This window comes from Mycobacterium sp. 134 (genome assembly GCF_048282715.1).
Classification (GTDB): Bacteria; Actinomycetota; Actinomycetes; order Mycobacteriales; family Mycobacteriaceae; genus Mycobacterium; species Mycobacterium septicum.
Genome location: NZ_JBLVUN010000008.1, coordinates 6,617,636 through 6,635,512, shown reverse-complemented (window position 1 = coordinate 6,635,512; position 17,877 = coordinate 6,617,636). Strand labels below are relative to the sequence as shown.

The 17,877-nt window shown below is 67.2% G+C and carries 19 protein-coding genes; 9 read left to right on the top strand and 10 right to left on the bottom strand.

Features of this window, described 5'->3' with window-relative positions:
• Window positions 1-2,136, bottom strand: a complete 2,136-nt coding sequence (locus tag ACNQVK_RS36460; RefSeq protein ID WP_418033690.1) for an acyltransferase family protein — start codon at window positions 2,134-2,136, stop codon at window positions 1-3.
• A gap of 75 nt (window positions 2,137-2,211) precedes the next feature.
• On the opposite strand from ACNQVK_RS36460, the gene ACNQVK_RS36455 reads away from it, so the two are divergent.
• The 3 genes from ACNQVK_RS36455 (at window position 2,212) to ACNQVK_RS36445 (ending at window position 3,660) form a co-directional block, all read left to right on the top strand.
• Window positions 2,212-2,646, top strand: coding sequence for a ribonuclease domain-containing protein (locus ACNQVK_RS36455; protein ID WP_418033688.1), 435 nt, complete (start codon window positions 2,212-2,214; stop codon window positions 2,644-2,646).
• Complete coding sequence (locus ACNQVK_RS36450; protein WP_044514521.1) at window positions 2,643-2,921, top strand: barstar family protein; 279 nt, start codon at window positions 2,643-2,645, stop codon at window positions 2,919-2,921. Before ACNQVK_RS36455 ends, ACNQVK_RS36450 begins: the two co-directional genes overlap by 4 nt.
• Before the next feature lie 205 nt (window positions 2,922-3,126).
• On the top strand, window positions 3,127-3,660 hold the full coding sequence (locus ACNQVK_RS36445; protein ID WP_418033686.1) for a LuxR family transcriptional regulator: 534 nt from the start codon (window positions 3,127-3,129) through the stop codon (window positions 3,658-3,660).
• 7 nt (window positions 3,661-3,667) lie between these two features.
• On the opposite strand, the gene ACNQVK_RS36440 is transcribed toward ACNQVK_RS36445, so the two are convergent.
• From ACNQVK_RS36440 to ACNQVK_RS36410, 7 genes are all read right to left on the bottom strand, one after another.
• Window positions 3,668-4,756, bottom strand: coding sequence for a phosphodiester glycosidase family protein (locus ACNQVK_RS36440; protein ID WP_418034568.1), 1,089 nt, complete (start codon window positions 4,754-4,756; stop codon window positions 3,668-3,670).
• Window positions 4,757-4,810: 54 nt separating this feature from the next.
• On the bottom strand, window positions 4,811-5,542 hold the full coding sequence (locus ACNQVK_RS36435; RefSeq protein ID WP_418033684.1) for a TMEM165/GDT1 family protein: 732 nt from the start codon (window positions 5,540-5,542) through the stop codon (window positions 4,811-4,813).
• Window positions 5,543-5,843: 301 nt separating this feature from the next.
• The gene (locus ACNQVK_RS36430; protein ID WP_418033682.1) at window positions 5,844-8,234 is read right to left on the bottom strand and encodes an ATP-binding cassette domain-containing protein; all 2,391 of its coding nucleotides are present in this window, start codon (window positions 8,232-8,234) and stop codon (window positions 5,844-5,846) included.
• Between the two features lie 3 nt (window positions 8,235-8,237).
• Window positions 8,238-8,657: a VOC family protein gene (locus ACNQVK_RS36425; RefSeq protein WP_418033680.1), complete on the bottom strand. Its 420-nt coding sequence runs from the start codon at window positions 8,655-8,657 to the stop codon at window positions 8,238-8,240.
• Entirely contained in the window at window positions 8,654-9,097 is a 444-nt protein-coding gene (locus tag ACNQVK_RS36420) for a helix-turn-helix transcriptional regulator (RefSeq protein WP_418033678.1), read from the bottom strand. Before ACNQVK_RS36420 ends, ACNQVK_RS36425 begins: the two co-directional genes overlap by 4 nt.
• Before the next feature lie 16 nt (window positions 9,098-9,113).
• A complete protein-coding gene (locus ACNQVK_RS36415; protein WP_418033676.1) occupies window positions 9,114-10,355 on the bottom strand; it encodes a PQQ-dependent sugar dehydrogenase in 1,242 nt (413 codons plus the stop codon).
• Entirely contained in the window at window positions 10,333-11,052 is a 720-nt protein-coding gene (locus ACNQVK_RS36410; RefSeq protein WP_418033674.1) for a pirin family protein, read from the bottom strand. The genes ACNQVK_RS36415 and ACNQVK_RS36410 overlap by 23 nt, the downstream gene beginning before the upstream one ends.
• Window positions 11,053-11,124: 72 nt before the next feature.
• On the opposite strand from ACNQVK_RS36410, the gene ACNQVK_RS36405 reads away from it, so the two are divergent.
• Window positions 11,125-11,901: an SDR family NAD(P)-dependent oxidoreductase gene (locus ACNQVK_RS36405; RefSeq protein ID WP_418033672.1), complete on the top strand. Its 777-nt coding sequence runs from the start codon at window positions 11,125-11,127 to the stop codon at window positions 11,899-11,901.
• 87 nt (window positions 11,902-11,988) lie between these two features.
• Window positions 11,989-12,402 carry a YkvA family protein gene (locus tag ACNQVK_RS36400; RefSeq protein WP_418033670.1) on the top strand — a complete coding sequence of 138 codons (414 nt, stop codon included), beginning with the start codon at window positions 11,989-11,991 and terminating at the stop codon, window positions 12,400-12,402.
• A gap of 59 nt (window positions 12,403-12,461) precedes the next feature.
• Here the strand turns inward: ACNQVK_RS36400 and ACNQVK_RS36395 are convergent, their stop codons facing one another.
• Window positions 12,462-13,586, bottom strand: coding sequence for an NDMA-dependent alcohol dehydrogenase (locus tag ACNQVK_RS36395; RefSeq protein ID WP_418033668.1), 1,125 nt, complete (start codon window positions 13,584-13,586; stop codon window positions 12,462-12,464).
• Between the two features lie 141 nt (window positions 13,587-13,727).
• Between ACNQVK_RS36395 and ACNQVK_RS36390 the strand changes: the two genes are divergently transcribed.
• Window positions 13,728-14,219 (top strand): VOC family protein, encoded by a 492-nt coding sequence (locus ACNQVK_RS36390; RefSeq protein WP_418033666.1) that lies wholly within the window; start codon window positions 13,728-13,730, stop codon window positions 14,217-14,219.
• 104 nt (window positions 14,220-14,323) lie between these two features.
• Window positions 14,324-14,986, top strand: a complete 663-nt coding sequence (locus tag ACNQVK_RS36385; RefSeq protein ID WP_418033664.1) for a DUF4241 domain-containing protein — start codon at window positions 14,324-14,326, stop codon at window positions 14,984-14,986.
• Window positions 14,987-14,996: 10 nt separating this feature from the next.
• On the opposite strand, the gene ACNQVK_RS36380 is transcribed toward ACNQVK_RS36385, so the two are convergent.
• Window positions 14,997-16,022, bottom strand: a complete 1,026-nt coding sequence (locus ACNQVK_RS36380) for a sigma-70 family RNA polymerase sigma factor (protein WP_418033662.1) — start codon at window positions 16,020-16,022, stop codon at window positions 14,997-14,999.
• 24 nt (window positions 16,023-16,046) lie between these two features.
• On the opposite strand from ACNQVK_RS36380, the gene ACNQVK_RS36375 reads away from it, so the two are divergent.
• Both ACNQVK_RS36375 and ACNQVK_RS36370 read left to right on the top strand, forming a co-directional pair.
• The gene (locus tag ACNQVK_RS36375; RefSeq protein ID WP_044514544.1) at window positions 16,047-16,886 is read left to right on the top strand and encodes an alpha/beta hydrolase; all 840 of its coding nucleotides are present in this window, start codon (window positions 16,047-16,049) and stop codon (window positions 16,884-16,886) included.
• Window positions 16,883-17,866, top strand: coding sequence for a hypothetical protein (locus ACNQVK_RS36370; RefSeq protein WP_418033660.1), 984 nt, complete (start codon window positions 16,883-16,885; stop codon window positions 17,864-17,866). Before ACNQVK_RS36375 ends, ACNQVK_RS36370 begins: the two co-directional genes overlap by 4 nt.
• Window positions 17,867-17,877 lie beyond the last annotated feature (11 nt).

Sequence of the window (17,877 nt, the reverse complement as noted above, 5' to 3'; positions counted from 1 at the left end):
CTAGTTGGGTGCCAATGCGCTTTCGGCCAGGTGGGCCATCACCGGTGACAGCAGTTGCGCGTACTCGGCGGTGATGTGGTTGTCGTCGCGGAAGACCAGGGTGTTGCCGATGATCACCGGGCAGCGTTGATCGGTGCAGAAGTACTGGTCCAGGCGCGCGTACTGCCCACCGCCGGCCTGCACCGCTGCAGTCTCGGCGGCAATCCCCTTGTCGTTCACGGCGATCGCACGGTCGGGCGCGCACGCTGAGGCGTCGTCCATGTGTGCCGACAGGCACGTCGGGACCGTCGTGTGCGGGTCGGGTACGGGGCCGAGCACAAGGACCCGCGCTCCGGTCCCGCGCAACTGCGACACCAGTCGGGTCAACCCGTCCAGCCAGGCCTGGTCGTAGCTGACGAACCCGAAATCGGCGCCGTAGCGGCGGACCATGTCGAGCACGATCAGCGCGGGACGCTCCTTGGCGACCCGGGTCAGCACGTCGGCCCGCCACTGCTTGCATTCGGTGAACTCGCGTCCGAGATAGGGGCTGAGGATCGGGAGCTTCATCGGTGGGCAGGTGACTTTCGCGAAGGTATCCAACCGCCAATGCGATTGCTGTGCGGCGGTTTCCAGGGCCGGCTGCCACATCCCCGCATGGGAATCGCCGATCAGGGCGACTTTGGTGGCCGAGTTGATGTCCCCGGACGTGCAGTCGGGCACGGCGACCGCCATCCAGGACAGGACACAGCCGTTGACGAACGCCTCGGGTTTGGTGATGTTGCCCAGTGGCGGTGACAGATTCGACGGAACCGCCCCAAGGTCAGCCGAGGCGGCGACCGCCGCCTCCACCTGCTGCTCGGGAGTCAACGACGGAGCAGCTACGCGGGCAGGTCCGATCGCGGCGACGGGAACCGCTGCCGGACCAGATGCCGTCGGCACCGGGCGTACCGCCAGCAGCACCAGCCCCGCACAGACGGCCACTCCGGTGGCTGTCGCGCCGACGGCAAGGCTGCGCCACGACGATCCGCGCAGGGCCGCGGCGAACCGGGCCGGGTTCTCGACGAGGTGCAGCGTGAGGATCGCCAGGCCCAGCGACAGCACCATCATCGCCAGCCGGCCGGCCAACCCCAGGCCGTGGCCGAACAGCGCGGGCGCCAACAGCAGCACCGGCCAGTGCCACAGGTACCACGAATACGACAACCGGCCGATGCCACGCATCACCGGCTTCGACAGCAGCCGTCCCACACCCAGATCGGGTATCGCACAACCCGCCCCGATCACCAGCGCGGTGCCCATCACCGGGAGCACTGCTGCCGACCCGGGGTACGGCGTGGCCGTGCCGAGCTGCGTGCAGGTCGCCAGGATCAGTGCCAGACCACCCCAGCCGACCAGCGCCGCACAGACCGGCGGCAGGCTGCGCCAGTGCGCCGCGGTCAACGCGACCAGACCGCCGGCGGCCAGCTCCCAGGCACGGGTCGGCAGAGAGAAGAACGCCCAGGGCGGCATCGTCTGGGTCCACCAGAGCGACACCATCAGCGAGGCGGCCGCCACCACCGCCAACACGCATGCGTACGGGACGGCCGAACGGGTGCCTCGGCCGCTGCGGGTCAGCAGCCAGGCAGTGCCTAGGATCAGCGCCGGCCACAACAGATAGAACTGTTCCTCGACGCCGAGCGACCAGTAGTGCTGCAGCGGAGACGCCGCCGTCTCGGCTGCGAGATAGTCGGTTCCCTCCGCCGCGAAGCGGTAGTTCCCGACGTACAGCGCACTGGCGATCGCGTCGGCCAGCACCGAGCGGGCCTGCAGCGGGGGGAGCAGGAGAGTGGCCGCCATCGATGTCGCGACCAGGACCAGAGCGGCGGCCGGGAGCAGGCGCCGGGCGCGTCCGGCATAGAACCGCGCCATCCGCACCGTCCCGGTGCCCGAGGCCTCGCGCCACAGCAGCCCGGTGATCAGGAATCCCGACACGACGAAGAACACGTCGACGCCGATGAACCCGCCGCCGAATCCGGGCACCCCGGCGTGAAACAGCACCACGGCGAGTACCGCGACTGCCCGCAGCCCTTCGATGTCGGGGCGAAACTGCTTGTTCGGCAGGGCTTTCCGCCCGCTCGCGGTGCTGCCGCGGCGGGCTGTGGGCTCCGCAAGGGTGGTCACTCTGTTCACTCGAGTAACGATCGTCGCACGGCTGGCGGCGTTGACCCCGGATTTGCGGCGCCTGTTGCTAGCCTCATGCCGATGGGACGATCGCGCATTGCGGCACTGGCAGTGCTGTGCGGCCTGCTTTCGGGCTGCTGCGCTCCGACTCAAACCACGTCAGCTCCCGCGGTGTCGCAGGCACCGGCATCGCAAACGACGTCGGCGGCAGCGGACGGCACGTGCGACCTGGGTGGCCTTCCGCCGGAGGCGGACAAGACCGTAGGGCTGATCCAGTCCGGTGGGCCGTTTCCGTACCCGCGCAACGACGGCGTCGTCTTCGGAAATTACGAAGGCCGGTTACCCAAGCATGAGCGCGGCTACTACCACGAGTACACAGTGCCGACGCCCGGCAACAAACACCGCGGCAAGCGGCGCATCGTCACCGGCGGAGCACCGCAGAACGACCCGCCCGAGTACTACTACACCGGTGACCACTACGAGTCCTTCTGCCTGATCGGAGGCATGTGAAGACGTATCGGATCGATGGGGCCAAGGTGGCATCCAAGGCGGACTTCTTCACCGAGATCGGCCGTGCGGTCAACGGCGACGGCGGTTACTTCGGCTCGAATCTGGATGCGCTGGCCGATTGCCTGCGCGGTGGCTTCGGCACGCCGGACAACCGCAAGTTCCGGTTCGTCATGACGTCCTACCGAAAAATCAAAGAGGCGCTTGGGCAAGACACCTGGAGCACCGTGCTGTCGATCTTCGCCACCGAAGGCGTCGACCTATGGCTGGAGAACTGACGGTGAAGCGGGCCAGCAAACTCGACGTATAGCGGCTTACGCGCGTCCCACGGGGGCAACACCGCCTTGGCCGCGGGTTGGCAACAACGTTCTGCGGCAACGGTGTTGACCATGGAGACGCAACCTGCGGAAAGTGGTTACGCTGGCGTTCTGTGTGCCATCTGGCGCGGGATATCAGGCGAGAACTGGCAGGAGCAACGCGCGCGTGACCGAGGAGCTGTCGACCGGGAAGGCATGGCTGATGGCCCGCACCGAGGGATCCGCACGCTTGTGGCAAACGCAAACCGCGGACATGGCGGCCGCGCTTCCGTACTTTCGAGCGACGATGACCCACTTTGTCGCGCTCCACGGCGGGATCTTCTCGACGAGGCAACCCGCCTGCGACGGTTTCACGGCCACCTTCGATCGCGCCTCTGACGCGGTGTCCTGTGCGCTGTACCTGCAGTTGACGCCGTTGGATCCGTTTGACCTGTGTATCGGCGTGCACACCGCACGCACCGGTACGAAGCGTTTGCGCGACATCGCCCACGGGGGACAGACGTTGATCTCGGGCACCACGGCGTCAGCGGTTGCCGGTGATCTCCCCGCGGGTGCGACACTGAAATACCTTGGCCGGCAACGCATGGGCGACACCGAACCCCAGGAACGACTTCTGCAGCTGTGTCACCCGGGATTGCGTAAATACCTGCAGCCCTTGCGGATGCCGAATGCTGTTCTCGCCGAGATCCTGGTGAACTAGCGGCCGCTCAGTTGAAGGCGAGCCAACTGGGCAGTGCCCGCTCGCGCGAATCGCACAGCACCTGACGGGTATCGCAGTTCCCGCGGGGCGACCCCGCGCCGCTCCACATGCCGCCGGAATCGCGGCGCAACACGATCGCCGACGAGCCGCCGCCGTCGAGCAGCAGGGCGTTGTCCGCGCCCAGGCCGCGGAACAGGTCCTGGATGTTGTCCGGTGTGTAGCTGCCGCCCTGGAACACGAACAGCTGATCGGCGGCCCGGTTGTAGCCCACAGCGGTGCGCGCCGCGCTGGGGCCCGGGTCGTTGAGCTGACCGGTGTCACCTGGGGCGAGCAACCCGATTCCGGCCACCGCCACGAACCGCGCGTTCTGATCCAGCAGCCGCTGGATCACCGGGGAGGCCGAGTCGTAGTCGTCGGGTCCCTTGGGCATCACCACATACGGGGCGCCGCCCATCGGCAGGATCATGGTGGCCAGCGCCGCCCAGCGTTCGTCGCCGCCGGACAGGCCCTGCTTGCCGGCATACGCCAGCGTGCCGGTGACCGCGGTGTTGGCCCGGCCCTGCCCGCGGGTGTTGTCCACGTACGCGCCCAGCGGGGACGAGCACTTGGTGTCGCGCCACGATCCGCCCTGCTGCCCGCGCACGTCGAAGAAGTTGGCATTGACGGCAATGGTCGGCTGCCCCAGCACCTGCCACGCGGCGAGGGGCGCATAGGTTTCCGACGCCTGCCAGAGCCCTTCGCTGGTTCTTGCGCCGGGGGTGCGCTCGCAACGGGACTGATAGCCCTGATGGCTGTCGACCAGCAGGCGCGGGTTGAGCCGGCTGGAGGCGTTCTTCATGGCCATCAGGTGGCCGCCGTTGTTCAGCGTGTAGGCGCGGCCGTCGGCGGACAGGAACGGCGCGGCGAACTGGCCGCCGAAGTTGTAGACGAGGTAGGCGCCCTTGGTGTTGGCGATCGCGCCGAGCAGCAGTGCCCGGGCGTCCTCGGCGCGCGCGACGGGGGAGCCGGTGGTGGCTAGGGCCGCACAGACGGCAACGGCGGACGCAGTGGCGACCGCACGCTTGAGGAGTTTTGCCAGGCCTGGCACGAAGTACACAATAACCACACAGGAAACTCTGTCAACATGCGTAACAGCCTGGTCACGGTTGGGTCAAGGGGCTATCGCGTCTGGTTGATCGGAGTTAGCTGGTTCGGCGGCCTGAGGCTTGCGCATCACCGCCGGCCGCAAATGCGCGGGCAGCGCACGCAGGCCTGCCGCGCACAGCGCGGTCACGGCAATCGCACCCGCGGTGGTCGCCAATGCCGGGGCCGTCGGGAATGCACCCTCCAGCAGCATCGCCAGGCCGAAGACCACGAACAGCGCCGCCGCACCCAGCTGGATCACGCGCTCGGGCAGGTGCTTGCCGGCGATCGCCCCCACCACGATGGCGAGTGCGTCCGCGGCCACCATGCCGATGGTGGAACCGATCCACACACCCACCCAGTCGTTGTCGGCGGCGAGCGTGATGGTGGCGAGCATCGTCTTGTCGCCGAGTTCGGCGAGCAGGAAGGCCGAGGTGACGGTGAAGAACGCCGGGGCGGTCGAACGCTGGGCACGAGTCGCCTCATCGTCGGACAGCTTGTCGCCACGAAGGGTCCACAGCCCGAAGAACACGAACGCCACCCCGGCCAGGATGCCGAGCAGGTGCGTCGGCAGCGCTGCGCCCAGGTAGTGGCCGACCGCGACGGAGATCAGGTGAACTGCGGTGGTGGCAGCGGTGATACCGACGAGCACCACCCACCAGCGGTAGCGCAGCGCAAAGGTCATCGCCATCAGCTGCGACTTGTCGCCGAGCTCGGCGACGAAGATGACAGCGAAGCTCAAGAGCAGAGCAGCGAGCACTCAACAACTCCTCGGTCGTTGGCTGCCGTTGGGGGCCGAATCAAATGCCTCCGGCCGGCAACCCAATGGTCTACGGCCGAAGGTCTCGCCCACCGGCCGTGACCGGTTCGGATAACCGGGCCGTTTCTGCATCGCTGCGCGGCCAGTATGTCGAATATCCGATTGGGGGCTACTCCCCTTCGCTGTCACCACCATACGCACCCCGGACGGGACGGCGCAAACCGTCCCGTCCGAAAGTGCTTATTCGACAATAAGTTTGGGGATCAACACGAGAAAGTTCGGGTGCCCTGACAATGTCGGTTCAGTTACCCGCATATTCGGCGAGGTGTTGCCCCGTCAGCGTGGTGCGCTCGGCGACCAGATCTGCCGGGGTGCCCTCGAAGACGACGCGACCGCCGTCGTGCCCGGCGCCCGGTCCCAGGTCGATGATCCAGTCGGCGTGCGCCATCACCGCCTGGTGATGCTCGATCACGATCACCGACTTGCCCGAATCCACCAGCCGGTCCAGCAGTCCGAGCAACTGCTCGACGTCGGCCAGGTGCAGGCCTGTGGTCGGCTCGTCGAGGATCAACGTATCGGCCTTGTCAGCCCCGGTGTCGCCGAGGCGCGCGGCGAGCTTGAGTCGTTGCCGCTCGCCACCGGACAGCGTGGTCAGCGGCTGCCCGAGCGTCAGGTAACCCAGGCCGACATCGGCCATCCGCGACAGGATTTTCTGTGCGGCAGGTACTTTCGCTTCGACTTCGCCGAAGTACCGCTCGGCTTCACTGACGGGCATGGCCAGGACCTCGGCGATGTTGCGTCCGCCGAGGGTGTACTGCAGCACCGATGCGCCGAACCGCTTGCCCTCACACTCCTCGCACGTGGTCTCGACGGTGGCCATCACCCCGAGGTCGGTGTAGATCACCCCGGCCCCGTTGCACGCAGGACAGGCGCCCTCCGAGTTCGAGCTGAACAGTGCCGGTTTGACGTCGTTGGCCTTCGCGAATGCCTTACGGATCGGGTCGAGCAGCCCGGTGTAGGTGGCCGGGTTGCTGCGGCGTGAGCCGCGGATCGGGCTCTGGTCGACCACCACCACGCCGTCCCGGCCGGCCACCGAGCCGTCGATCAACGAACTCTTGCCCGAGCCCGCGACACCGGTGATCACCACCAGCGCGCCCAATGGGATGTCGACGTCCACATCGCGCAGATTGTGGGTGTCGGCCCCGCGGATCTCCATGGCGCCGTTGGTTTTCCGCACCGAATCCTTCAGCCCGGCGCGGTAACCCAGGTGATGGCCTGTGACGGTGTCGCTGGCCCGCAGGTCCGCAACGCTGCCCTGGAAGACCACCTCGCCCCCCGCTGATCCCGCGCCCGGACCCAGGTCCACGACATGGTCGGCGATCGAGATCGTCTCGGGCTTGTGCTCGACCACCAGCACCGTGTTGCCCTTGTCCCGCAGGGCCAGCAGCAGGTCGTTCATCCGGGCGATGTCGTGCGGGTGCAGGCCGATGGTCGGCTCGTCGAACACGTAGGTGACATCGGTGAGGGACGACCCCAGATGGCGGATCATCTTGACGCGCTGGGCCTCTCCGCCGGACAGGGTGCCCGCCGGGCGGTCCAGTGACAGATAGCCCAACCCGATCTCGACGAACGAATCCAGCGTGTGCTGCAACGCCGTCAGCAGCGGAGTCACGGACTTGGCCGCGGACTTCTTCGCGAGGCTGCCCAGCCAGGTGGCCAGATCGGTGATCTGCATCGCGCACAGCTCGGCGATGTTGACGCCCTCGATCTTCACCGAGCGTGCGATCTCCGACAGCCGGGTGCCGTCGCACTCCGGGCAGGTGGTGAACGTGACCGCACGTTCGACGAACGCCCGGATGTGCGGCTGCATGGCCTCGACGTCCTTGGACAGGAACGACTTCTGGATCTGCGGGATCAGCCCGAGGTAGGTCAGGTTGACCCCGTCGACCTTGAGCTTGGTCGCCTCCTTGTGCAGCAGCGCGTCGAGTTCCTTCTTGGTGAACTTGTTGATCGGCTTGTCCGGATCGAAGAAGCCGCAACCCCGGAAGATCCGGCCGTACCAGCCGTCCATACTGTAGCCGGGGATGGTGAGCGCACCCTCGTTGAGCGATTTGGTGTCGTCGTACAGCGCGCTCAGGTCGATGTCGTTGACCGCGCCACGTCCCTCACAGCGCGGGCACATGCCGCCGACGATGTTGAAGTCGCGACGCTCCTTGACGGTGCGCCCACCCTTCTCCAGCGTCACCGCACCCGCCCCGCTGATCGAGGCCACGTTGAACGAAAAGGCTTGCGGCGAACCGATATGTGGAGTGCCGAGCCGGCTGAACAGGATGCGCAGCATCGCGCCGGTATCGGTGGCGGTGCCGACCGTGGAGCGCGGGTCGGCACCCATCCGCTGCTGGTCGACGATGATCGCGGTGGTCAGCCCGTCGAGTACGTCGACCTCGGGGCGCGCCAGGTTCGGCATGAAACCCTGGACGAAGGCGCTGTAGGTCTCGTTGATCAGCCGCTGGGACTCCGCGGCGATCGTGTCGAACACCAGCGAGCTCTTGCCCGACCCCGAGACGCCCGTGAACACCGTCAACCGGCGCTTGGGCAACTCGATGTCGACGTCCTTGAGGTTGTTCTCCCGGGCGCCGGTGACCCGGATCAGATCGTGGCTGTCGGCGGGGTGGGCCGTGGCGGTGCTCATCGGTTAGGGCAACTCCTGGATTCGGATCATGGTTCCGGCGGGGTCACGGACGGCGCAGTCGCGCACGCCGTAGGGCTGGTCGGTCGGTTCCTGGACGATCTCGGTGTCGGTGGCCTGCAGTTTCTCGAACGTGGCGTCCAGATCCTTGGTGGCCAGCACGATGATCGAGTACGTGCCCTTGGCCATCATCTCGGCGATCAGGCGGCGCTCGTCGTCGGTGATCCCCGGATCGGCGGCCGGCGGATGCAACACGATGGAGGTGTCGGGCTGGCCGACCGGCCCGACGGTGATCCAGCGCATCGTGCCGCCGCCGACGTCGAGGCGGACCTCGAAGCCGAGGACGTCGCGGTAGAAGGCCAGGGAGGCTTCCGGGTCCTCGTGCGGCAGGAAGGTGTTGTGAATTCGGATGTCTGAGATGCTCATGACTTAGACGCTAGGTGGAGGTCCACCGCGGCCGCTTCTCGATTCCTGATCGGTTTGGTGACGTGCTTCTCCATGCACGACGGCAGGCCGTCGGTCACCTCGGCGGTCTGCTCGCGGTACCGACTGGGCGGGATGCCGACGAGTTCGGTGAACCGGGTGCTGAACGTGCCTAGAGACGAGCAGCCGACGGCGAAGCAGACCTCCGTGACGGACATGTCGCCGCGGCGCAGCAGCGCCATCGCGCGCTCGATCCGACGGGTCATCAGATACGAATACGGTGACTCGCCATAAGCGATCTTGAACTGCCTGCTGAGGTGTCCGGCGGACATGTTGACCCCGCGGGCAAGTGCCTCGACGTTCAGCGGCTGCGCGTACTCGCGGTCGATACGGTCCCGGACCCGGCGCAGCAGCTTGAGATCGCCTAGCTGTCGGTCGGCCACAACGGCGATCGTACGTCTAAGGCGCCAGCCGATACACCGCGCCGGCGTAGTCATCGGTGATGTACACGGCGCCGTCCGGGCCGGCGACCGCGGCCACCGGACGGCCCCAACGAGTGCCGTCATCGGCCTGGAAACCGGAGACCAAGGTCTGCTGCGGTCCCAATGTTCCGTTGTGCCAACCGAAGAGCGACACCTCGGGGGCCTGCGGCGACTCCCGGTTCCACGAGCCGTGCACCCCGACCAGTGCGCCGGGACCATGGCCGGCAAGCTCGGCGAAGCTCATCCCCAGCGGAGCCGAATGCGCGCCCAATGTCTGCTCGACCGGTGCCAGCGCCGCACAATCCATCTTGTCGCCGTCGGCGTTGGTCTCCATGTCCCGGATGAACCCGGTCGGTGGTGCGCCGTCGGGATTGCAGTACGGCCAACCCAATTCGCGCCCCGGAGTCAGCTTGGCCACCGTCTCCGGCGGGTGGTCGTCCACATAGTCCTGGCGCACCCGGCCCTGCGGATCGGGCACGTTGTCGCGGTTGTTCACCGCCGTCCACAGCGCGCCGTCCGGCGCGAGGGCCAGGCCCGTGCCGTTGCGCACCCCGGTGGCGAACGGCGCCGCCGGCCCACCACCGGGCGGCACCCGCATGATGGTGGCTCGAGGCGGGGTGGCGGTGCGGTCCTCGGCCGAGGTATTGCCGGTCGACCCGATCGAAAAGTACACCGCACCATCGGATCCCACGACAACACTCTTGAGTGCGTGGGAATAGGCGCCCCGCAGTTCGGGGCTCTTGGCGTCGGGCAGGTCACCCGCGATGGTGCGGCGATTGACGGCCCGGCCGTCGACGTAGTCGTAGGCGTCGATGCGGTTGCTCTCGGCGACATACAGGGTCGGCCCGGCGAAGAAGAGTCCGTGTGGCTGTTCCAGTCCGTCGAGCAGGGTGCGCTGGTCAGGGCGCACTGTGAGCACCTGCCCGGTGGCCGGCACCGACACCAGCAACGCGCCATCAGGGGCGAAGGCGGCCATCCTGGCCTTGGGTACGCGGGCAATCACCTCGATGGTCCAGCCGGCGGGGATCAGTGCCTGGCGCGGTTCGTCGAGTGGCGCCTGGGCGAGTTCCGCGGGGACGTGCAGGGGCGCAGAGGCCAGCCCGGCGGGCGGTTGCCCGGCGCTCGACGGCGACGGCGTGGGTTCGGGGTTCGTCCCACACGCGGCCAGCGCGGCCGCGGTGATCAGTGCGATCGCGCTACGCGCCGCCCAAACCCGCATTCATCTCCCAGACCAGGATCTCGGCTTCGGTGTCGGCTGTGACCCGTCCGCCCGAATCGGTGAGCCGGGCGGCGTCACCCTCGGCCAGCGGCCCGGATCCCTCCAGCGTGACCGACCCGCGTGCGACGAACACGTGGACGTAGCGCGCCTGCGGGAGCTCGACCGAGTCGCCTGGCTGCAGGCGGGCGCCGTACAGCGTGGCATCGCGGTTGTGCAGGGTGACGGCCGCGTCGACGGCACCGGAGGCGATCGGCGTCAACGTAGTGGCCAGCTCTATCTCCTGCTGCTGATAGCCCGGCGTCACCCCGGCGGTGTCGGGGAGCACCCACATCTGCACGAAATGCACGGGCTCACTGGAAGACCCGTTCTTCTCGGAATGCTGCACACCCGTGCCGGCCGACATCCGCTGGGCCAGGCCCGGGTAGATCACCCCGGAGTTGCCCATCGAATCCTTGTGCGCCAACTGGCCCGACAGCACCCACGTGACGATCTCCATGTCCCGGTGCGGGTGGGTGTCAAAGCCGGCGCCGGGCGCGACGATGTCGTCGTTGTTCACCAGCAGCAGCCCGTGGTGGGTGTTGGCCGGGTCGTAGTAGTCGGCGAATGAGAACGAGTGCCGCGACTGCAGCCAATCGGTCGTGCTCGCACCGCGGTCGTCCGCGCGTCGGATGTCGACTCTGGACGTCCCGGAAGCCATGCCGTCAGCCTACCGACGGCCTCAGCTGACCAACCGGTGGATCGGGTAGGGCAGGGGCTTAGTGTGTTGGGCGTGGAACTCAACGGAGCAAGCGCCATCGTCACCGGTGGCGCATCAGGTATCGGCGCGGCGACTGCCCGCCAGTTGGCTGCCAAGGGAGCCCGCGTCGTCGTGGCTGACCTGCAGGCGGATAAGGGCGAGGCCCTCGCCCACGAGATCGGCGGTGTGTTCGTCACCGTCGACGTCACCAACACCGACCAGATCCTCGACGCGGTCAACACCGCCGTCGACCTCGGTCCGCTGCGGGCCCTGGTGAACTCGGCCGGTATCGGCTGGGCCCAGCGCACCATCGGCAAGGACGGCGAGTTCGAGTCGGCGCACAACCTGGACGTCTACAAGAAGGTCCTGGCGATCAACCTGGTCGGCACCTTCGACTGCATCCGGCTGGCCGCCACCGCGATGAGCCGCAACGAATTCACCGACACCGGTGAGCGCGGCGCGATCGTCAACATGACCAGCGTCGCGGCCTTCGACGGCCAGATCGGCCAGGCGGCCTACTCGTCGTCCAAGGGCGGCGTGGTCGGCCTGACCCTGCCCGTCGCCCGCGACCTGTCCGCCGCGGGCATCCGGGTGAACACCGTGGCCCCCGGCCTGATCGACACCCCGATCTACGGCGAGGGCGAGGCCTCCGAGGCCTTCAAGGCCAAGCTGGGTGAATCGGTGCTGTTCCCGCACCGCCTCGGCAAGCCGGACGAGCTGGCCTCCATGGTCGTCGAGCTGCTGACCAACTCGTACATGAACGCCGAGGTGGTCCGCGTCGACGGCGGTATCCGGATGCCACCCAAGTAACTCTCGCGAACAGACTCGAAAGTCCCCCGGAGCGCACGTTCCGGGGGACTTTTGCGTCTGCCCGGCGTGGCTGGCGATGATCGTCAGGTGGTCGACACCTGGTGGGGCAACACGCTGCTGGGCCTCGGCGCCGCCCTGGTGCTGAGCTGGCTCGTGCTCGTCGTCGCCCTGCTCGTCGTGCGGCCGCGCGGAAACCTGCTCAGTGAGGCGCTGCGGATACTTCCGGACCTGTTGCGGCTGATCCCACGGCTGGCCGCGGACAAATCGTTGCCCGTCGGCGTGCGCATCCGGCTGGCGCTGCTGGTGGTCTATCTGGCGCTGCCCATCGATCTGATCCCCGATTTCATCCCTGTGCTCGGCTACGCCGACGACGCCATCATCGTCACCGTGGTGCTCCGCAGCGTCGTCCACCACGCCGGCCTGGACGCAGTCCGGGCGCACTGGCCGGGCACCGACGACGGGTTCGATGCCCTGGCGCGGCTGACCGGGCTCAACCACTGAACAGACGCAAAACCCCCTTTCGACGCTGAAAGGGGGTTTTGGGTCTGGTGCGGAGACTGTTACCAGTCCGACTCGTCGAACTTGATGACGCCGCGAATGTTGTTGCCGTCCAGCATGTCCTGGTAGCCCTGGTTGATGTCCTCGAGCTTGTAGGTCCGCGTGATCATGTCGTCGATGTTCAGCAGGCCCGACTTGTACAGCGCAGTCAGCCGGGGCGTCTCGACGTGCGAGTTGCCGCCGCCGAAGATGTTGCCCTTCAACGTCTTCTGCAACATGGTGAACAGGAACAGGTTGAGCTTGACGTCGGCGTCCATCATGGAGCCCATGCCCGTCACCACGCAGGTGCCGGTCTTGGCGGTGAGGATCATCGCCTCTTCGATGTACTCGCCCTTCATCTCGCCCACGGCGATGATGACCTTGTCCGCCATCAGACCCCAGGTGGTGTCGATGACCGGCGCGATGGCCTCGGCCATCGAGGCGTAGACGTGCGTGGCGCCGAACTTGATGGCCTGCTCGCGCTTCCATTCGTTCGGGTCGATCGCGATGACGTGCTTGGCGCCTGAGATGACCGCGCCCTGCAGGGCGCTCATGCCGATACCGCCGACGCCGACGACGATGACGGTCTCGCCGGGCTTGACGTCGGCGACGTTGGTGGCCGAACCGAAGCCGGTCGGCACCGCGCAGCCCATGATGGCCGCGGTCTCGAACGGGATGTCCTTGTCGATCTTGACGACGGAATCCTTGTGGACGGTCATGTACGGCGCGAAGGTGCCGAGCAGGTTCATCGGCGACACCTCGCGACCGCCGGCGGTGATGCGGTTGGTGCCATCGGCGATGGCCTTACCGCCGAGCAGAACCGCGCCGCGGTCGCACAGCGAGCGGAAGCCCTTCAGACACGGCGGGCATGCACCACAGGCCGGGATGAAGGCGAGGATGACATGGTCGCCCTCCTCGATCCCGGTGACGTTCTTGCCGACCTTGGTGACGACGCCGGCGCCCTCATGGCCGCCGAGTGCGGGCAGCGCCATCGGAGTGGCACCGGTGGTCAGGTGGTAGTCCGAGTGGCACATACCCGCGGCGTGCATCTGGATCTGTACTTCGTCGGCGACGGGGTCGCCGAGGTCGATCTCGTCGACCTGGAATGGCGAGTTGAGTTCCCACAGCAGGGCGCCTTTGGTCTTCATGAGAGGCGATAATAGAACAGGTTGCAATACTGTTTAGTAACTGGCCGTTGACCTGCTGATATTCAAGCTTGATTTCGTCGTCATCTGACGTCTTGGCGGTGTTTGCGATGATTCGCCGCCCCGCCGGCTGTCTACCTCGACATGACCCAAATCAACGCAAGCATCGTCCCGAATCTGTGGTTCGACCGGGAGGCCGAGCAGGCCGCCCAGCACTACATCGCCGCGTTCGGCGGCAACGGCCGCATCGTCAACACCGTCGCCTCGCATCCCGATTCGCCGTCCCCGCAGGACGTGCCGGTGGTGGTCGAGTTCGAACTGTCCGGACAGCGCTTCGTCGGCATCAACGGCGGCCCGCAGTTCACCTTCACCGAGGCCGTCTCCCTGGAAGTGCGCGTCACCGGCCAGGAGCAGCTCGACCAGATCTGGGCCGCGCTGGTCGAGGGTGGCGAGGAATTGCCCTGCGGCTGGCTCAAGGACAAGTACGGGCTGGCCTGGCAGATCACCCCGACCGAGTACTACGACCTGCTGGCAAAGGGGGATTCCGAGGCCGATGCCCGGTTGATGTCCGCGGTGCTGAGCACTGTCGGCAAGTTCGACATCGCCAAACTCGAAGCGGCGTACAAATCGGCTTAGCGCCAGTCGCGCAGCAAAGTGTATGGCGCCATATATTGCGATGTGGTAGTTGTATGTCGCATGTGTAGCAAACCATGCTGCCGCATCGACCGGGTTGGCCGCCCATGAAGCTGTCGGAACTCTACGCGTTGCGTCCCGGGGTGGCCCCGCTCAACGAGCGGACCTGCCTGCTCACGGTGCGCGACGCCGGGCTGCTCACCGTGACCTCCGGGCAGATGGAGATCGCCGATCCGATCAACTTCGGGTCGGGGTTTGTCACCTCTGTCGGCGCCGGGGCGCATCCAGTGCGGTTGACGCTGGCCGATGTGTCCGAACGACTCGACGGCAGCCACCTGCGGGTCGCATATCTGAGCGTATGTGTGCGCGACGAGCCACCCGTCAGTGTCGAAAGCGTGGTGCCCGACGGAAAACCCGCCCCGGAGCCAGGCAAGTCGTATGTGGTCCCGGTGGACTGCGCGAGTGTGGGGGTGGCCGACGCCGCAGAGGCCAGGCGGATCAACGACCTGCCGTACGAGGAAACCTCAGGCTGGTTCGACAGCGAGGTCTGGGCTGACCGGCGCTACGAAACGACTGAGGATCACGTTGTGTCCCACACTGTTCCGTTGTTCGGTGTCGGCGCGGGCCAGAATTACCTGATCTGTCCATCCGGCTGGGGCGATGGAACCTACACCGTGTTCGCCACCCGCGACGCCGGCGGTCAACTGTGCGGTATTCACGTCGACTTCGAGGTGGTCTACGACCGCACCGCCGACTATGACGCCGTGTAGCTGCCCGGGGTCAGAGTGCGGCGGGCAGCCCGAACTTCTCGAACAGGGACAGCTCCATGAACGCCACCACATGCGAGATGCCTTCGGGGCCTACCTCGAGGACATGCAACTGGAACGCCTCGTGCCGGCCCGTCTCGCGGTTGAGCATGTACATCGCCGCCGCGGGCTGGCCGTTGGCGCTCGTCGCGATGAACCGCATGTCCCCGGGTTCCTCGGCCGGGCACTTGTACCGGGACAGGTCGCCGATGGCCTGCGGCCCTTGGTACCAGCTGTCGAACGGCGGCATCTCCCAGACGGCCTCGGCCGTGAACAGCTCGACCAGCTTGTCGATGTCGTAGGCCTCGAAGGCCGCCATGTAGTTGCGCAGCAGGTTCTGGGCGTGCGGGGAGTCCGGCGGGTCGATCGCATCGTCCTGGCTGGGGCCCACCGCGTCGAGTTGAGCCCTGGCCCGCTGCAACAGGCTGTTGACGGCCGCCGTGGAAGTGCCGATTGCCCCGGCGACTTCCGCGGCCTTCCACTGCAGCACCTCGCGCATCACCAGCACCGCGCGTTGCCGCGGTGACAGATGCTGCAGCGCTGCCACGAACGCGAGCCGCACCGAATCGCGGGTCCCGACGATGGTGCTGGGATCCGCCGGGTCGTCGGTGGAATCCGGCAGGGGCTGCAGCCAGGGGATCTCGTGGTGCTCGGAGATCTCGTCGGTGGGCGACGAACTCGGGTTGCCCAACCCCGACGGCAGCGGACGGCGTTGCCTGCCCTCGAGCGCCGTCAGGCAGGTGTTGGTGGCGATGCGGTACAACCAGGTGCGCACCGAGGATTTGCCCTCGAAACCCCCGTAGGCCTTCCAGGCGCGCAGGTAGGTTTCCTGCACCAGATCCTCGGCATCGTGCAGCGAGCCCGTCATCCGGTAGCAGTGCGCCAGCAGCTCACGCCGGTAGCGCTGGGCGTCGGCCAGGAACGCATCGGCCGGGCTGTCATCGTCAAGGCGGTGAGCGAGGACCGTCACATTCGCGAGCTTACGCAGCACCCCCGACAACTTCGATCGAATACGCTCGCCAGGGTGACCAGCACCCGCAGTGAACAGACCTTCGACGGCGTCGGCGGGGTCCGCATCGTCTACGACGTATGGACGCCCGACGTCGCGCCGCGAGGCGTCATCGTCCTCTCCCACGGCCTGGGCGAACACGCCGGGCGGTACCACCACGTCGCGCAGCGGTTCGGGCAGGCGGGTCTGGTCGTCTACGCCCTGGACCACCGCGGTCACGGCCGCTCCGGCGGCAAGCGGGTGTACCTGCGCGACATGTCCGAGTACGTCGGCGACTTCCACACGCTGGTCGGCATCGCGACCGCCGAGTACCCGCAGCTCCCGCGCCTCGTGCTGGGGCACAGCATGGGCGGCGGGATCGTGTTCAGCTACGGCGTCGAATACCCCGACGAATACACCGCGATGGTGCTGTCCGGGCCGGCCGTGGCAGCGCAGGCATCGGTGTCGTCGGCGCTGGCGGCCGTGGCCAAGGTGCTCGGCAAGATCGCCCCCGGGCTGCCCGTGGAGAATCTCGACGCCGACGCGGTGTCCCGCGACCCCGAGGTGGTGGCGGCCTACAAGGCCGACCCGTTGGTGTGGCACGGCAAGGTCCCCGCGGGCATTGCCCGGGCGCTGATCATCGTGGGCGAGACCATGCCGCAGCGGGCTTCGGCCCTCACCGCGCCGCTGCTGGTGGTGCACGGCGAGAAGGACCGCCTGGTGCCCGTCGAGGGCAGTCACCGCCTCGTCGAATGTGTGGCCTCCCAGGACGTCCACCTCAAGGTGTACCCGGGTCTGTTCCACGAGGTGTTCAACGAGCCCGAGAAGGAGCTTGTCCTCGACGACGTGACGACCTGGATCGAGACGCACCTGTGAGAAAGCTTGCGGTGGCACTGCTTTCGGTGCTGCTGGTGACCGGCTGCGGTTCGGGGACCTCGACGGAGGCTCGGCAACCGGCATGGACCGACACCGACGTCACGTTCGACGCCGACGGTCTCACCATCCACGGCACCTATCGGCACCGGGACACCGCGGGCCCGGCCGCGCTGCTGATCTCCGAGAGCGGACCCACCGACCGCAACGGTGACAACAAGGTCGTCGGCCCGATAGGCAACATGCGTCAGCTCGCGGAAACGTTGTCGGACAAGGGCGTCGCAAGCCTGCGCTACGACAAGGTCGGTACCGGCGCCACCAAGCTCGGCCCGTACGAGAAGAAGCCCACCGAGGTGGTCAGCGGTGTCTACACCAGCGGGGCGGCCGCCGCACTGCGCTTCCTGGCAGGCCGGCCCGACACCGATACCGCCGAGCTGTCGATCTACGCGGTGGGCGAAGGCGCCATCCACGCGATGACCCTGGCCGGTGCCGGTGATCCGAAGGTTCACTCGCTGGCGCTGTTTCAGCCGCTGTCCGGCCGGTACCTGGACATCATCACCAACCGGGTGCGCTCCGGCGCCACGCCCGAGGTGCTGACCGCCTGGCTGGGCGCCGTCGACGAGATCCGCACCAAGGGCACCGTGCCCGCCAACCTTCCCGAGGGCCTGAGCGCGATCGTCAACAAGGACAACCTCAACGCCATCATCGAGGCCGACAAGATCGACCCGCTGCAGCTGGCAGCCGCGCTGCCCGACGGCATGCCGGTGCTGCTCACCTGCTCGGACTCGGATTCCCAGGCCAGCTGTGAGATCGAGCGTCCGCTTATCGACGCGCTCAAGCACACCGCGCTCACGCTCGTCGAGCTCAAGGGCGTCAACCACGTGCTGCGCGACGATCCCACCGACAGCATCGCCAACTACGGCAAGCCCGGACCGTTGTCACCGCAGGTGGTGGACGCGGTGGGAGGCTTCGTCGGCAAGTGATGTCACAGTGG

Excerpts from the sequence above, each read along its gene's own strand:
- ACNQVK_RS36385 (WP_418033664.1), top strand. The coding sequence starts at position 14,324 with ATGAAGCTGTCGGAACTCTACGCGTTGCGTCCCGGGGTGGCCCCGCTC.
- ACNQVK_RS36430 (WP_418033682.1), bottom strand. The coding sequence starts at position 8,234 with ATGAGCACCGCCACGGCCCACCCCGCCGACAGCCACGATCTGATCCGG.
- ACNQVK_RS36455 (WP_418033688.1), top strand. The coding sequence starts at position 2,212 with ATGCCGATGGGACGATCGCGCATTGCGGCACTGGCAGTGCTGTGCGGC.
- ACNQVK_RS36395 (WP_418033668.1), bottom strand. The coding sequence starts at position 13,586 with ATGAAGACCAAAGGCGCCCTGCTGTGGGAACTCAACTCGCCATTCCAG.
- ACNQVK_RS36415 (WP_418033676.1), bottom strand. The coding sequence starts at position 10,355 with ATGCGGGTTTGGGCGGCGCGTAGCGCGATCGCACTGATCACCGCGGCC.
- ACNQVK_RS36425 (WP_418033680.1), bottom strand. The coding sequence starts at position 8,657 with ATGAGCATCTCAGACATCCGAATTCACAACACCTTCCTGCCGCACGAG.
- ACNQVK_RS36390 (WP_418033666.1), top strand. The coding sequence starts at position 13,728 with ATGACCCAAATCAACGCAAGCATCGTCCCGAATCTGTGGTTCGACCGG.
- ACNQVK_RS36410 (WP_418033674.1), bottom strand. The coding sequence starts at position 11,052 with ATGGCTTCCGGGACGTCCAGAGTCGACATCCGACGCGCGGACGACCGC.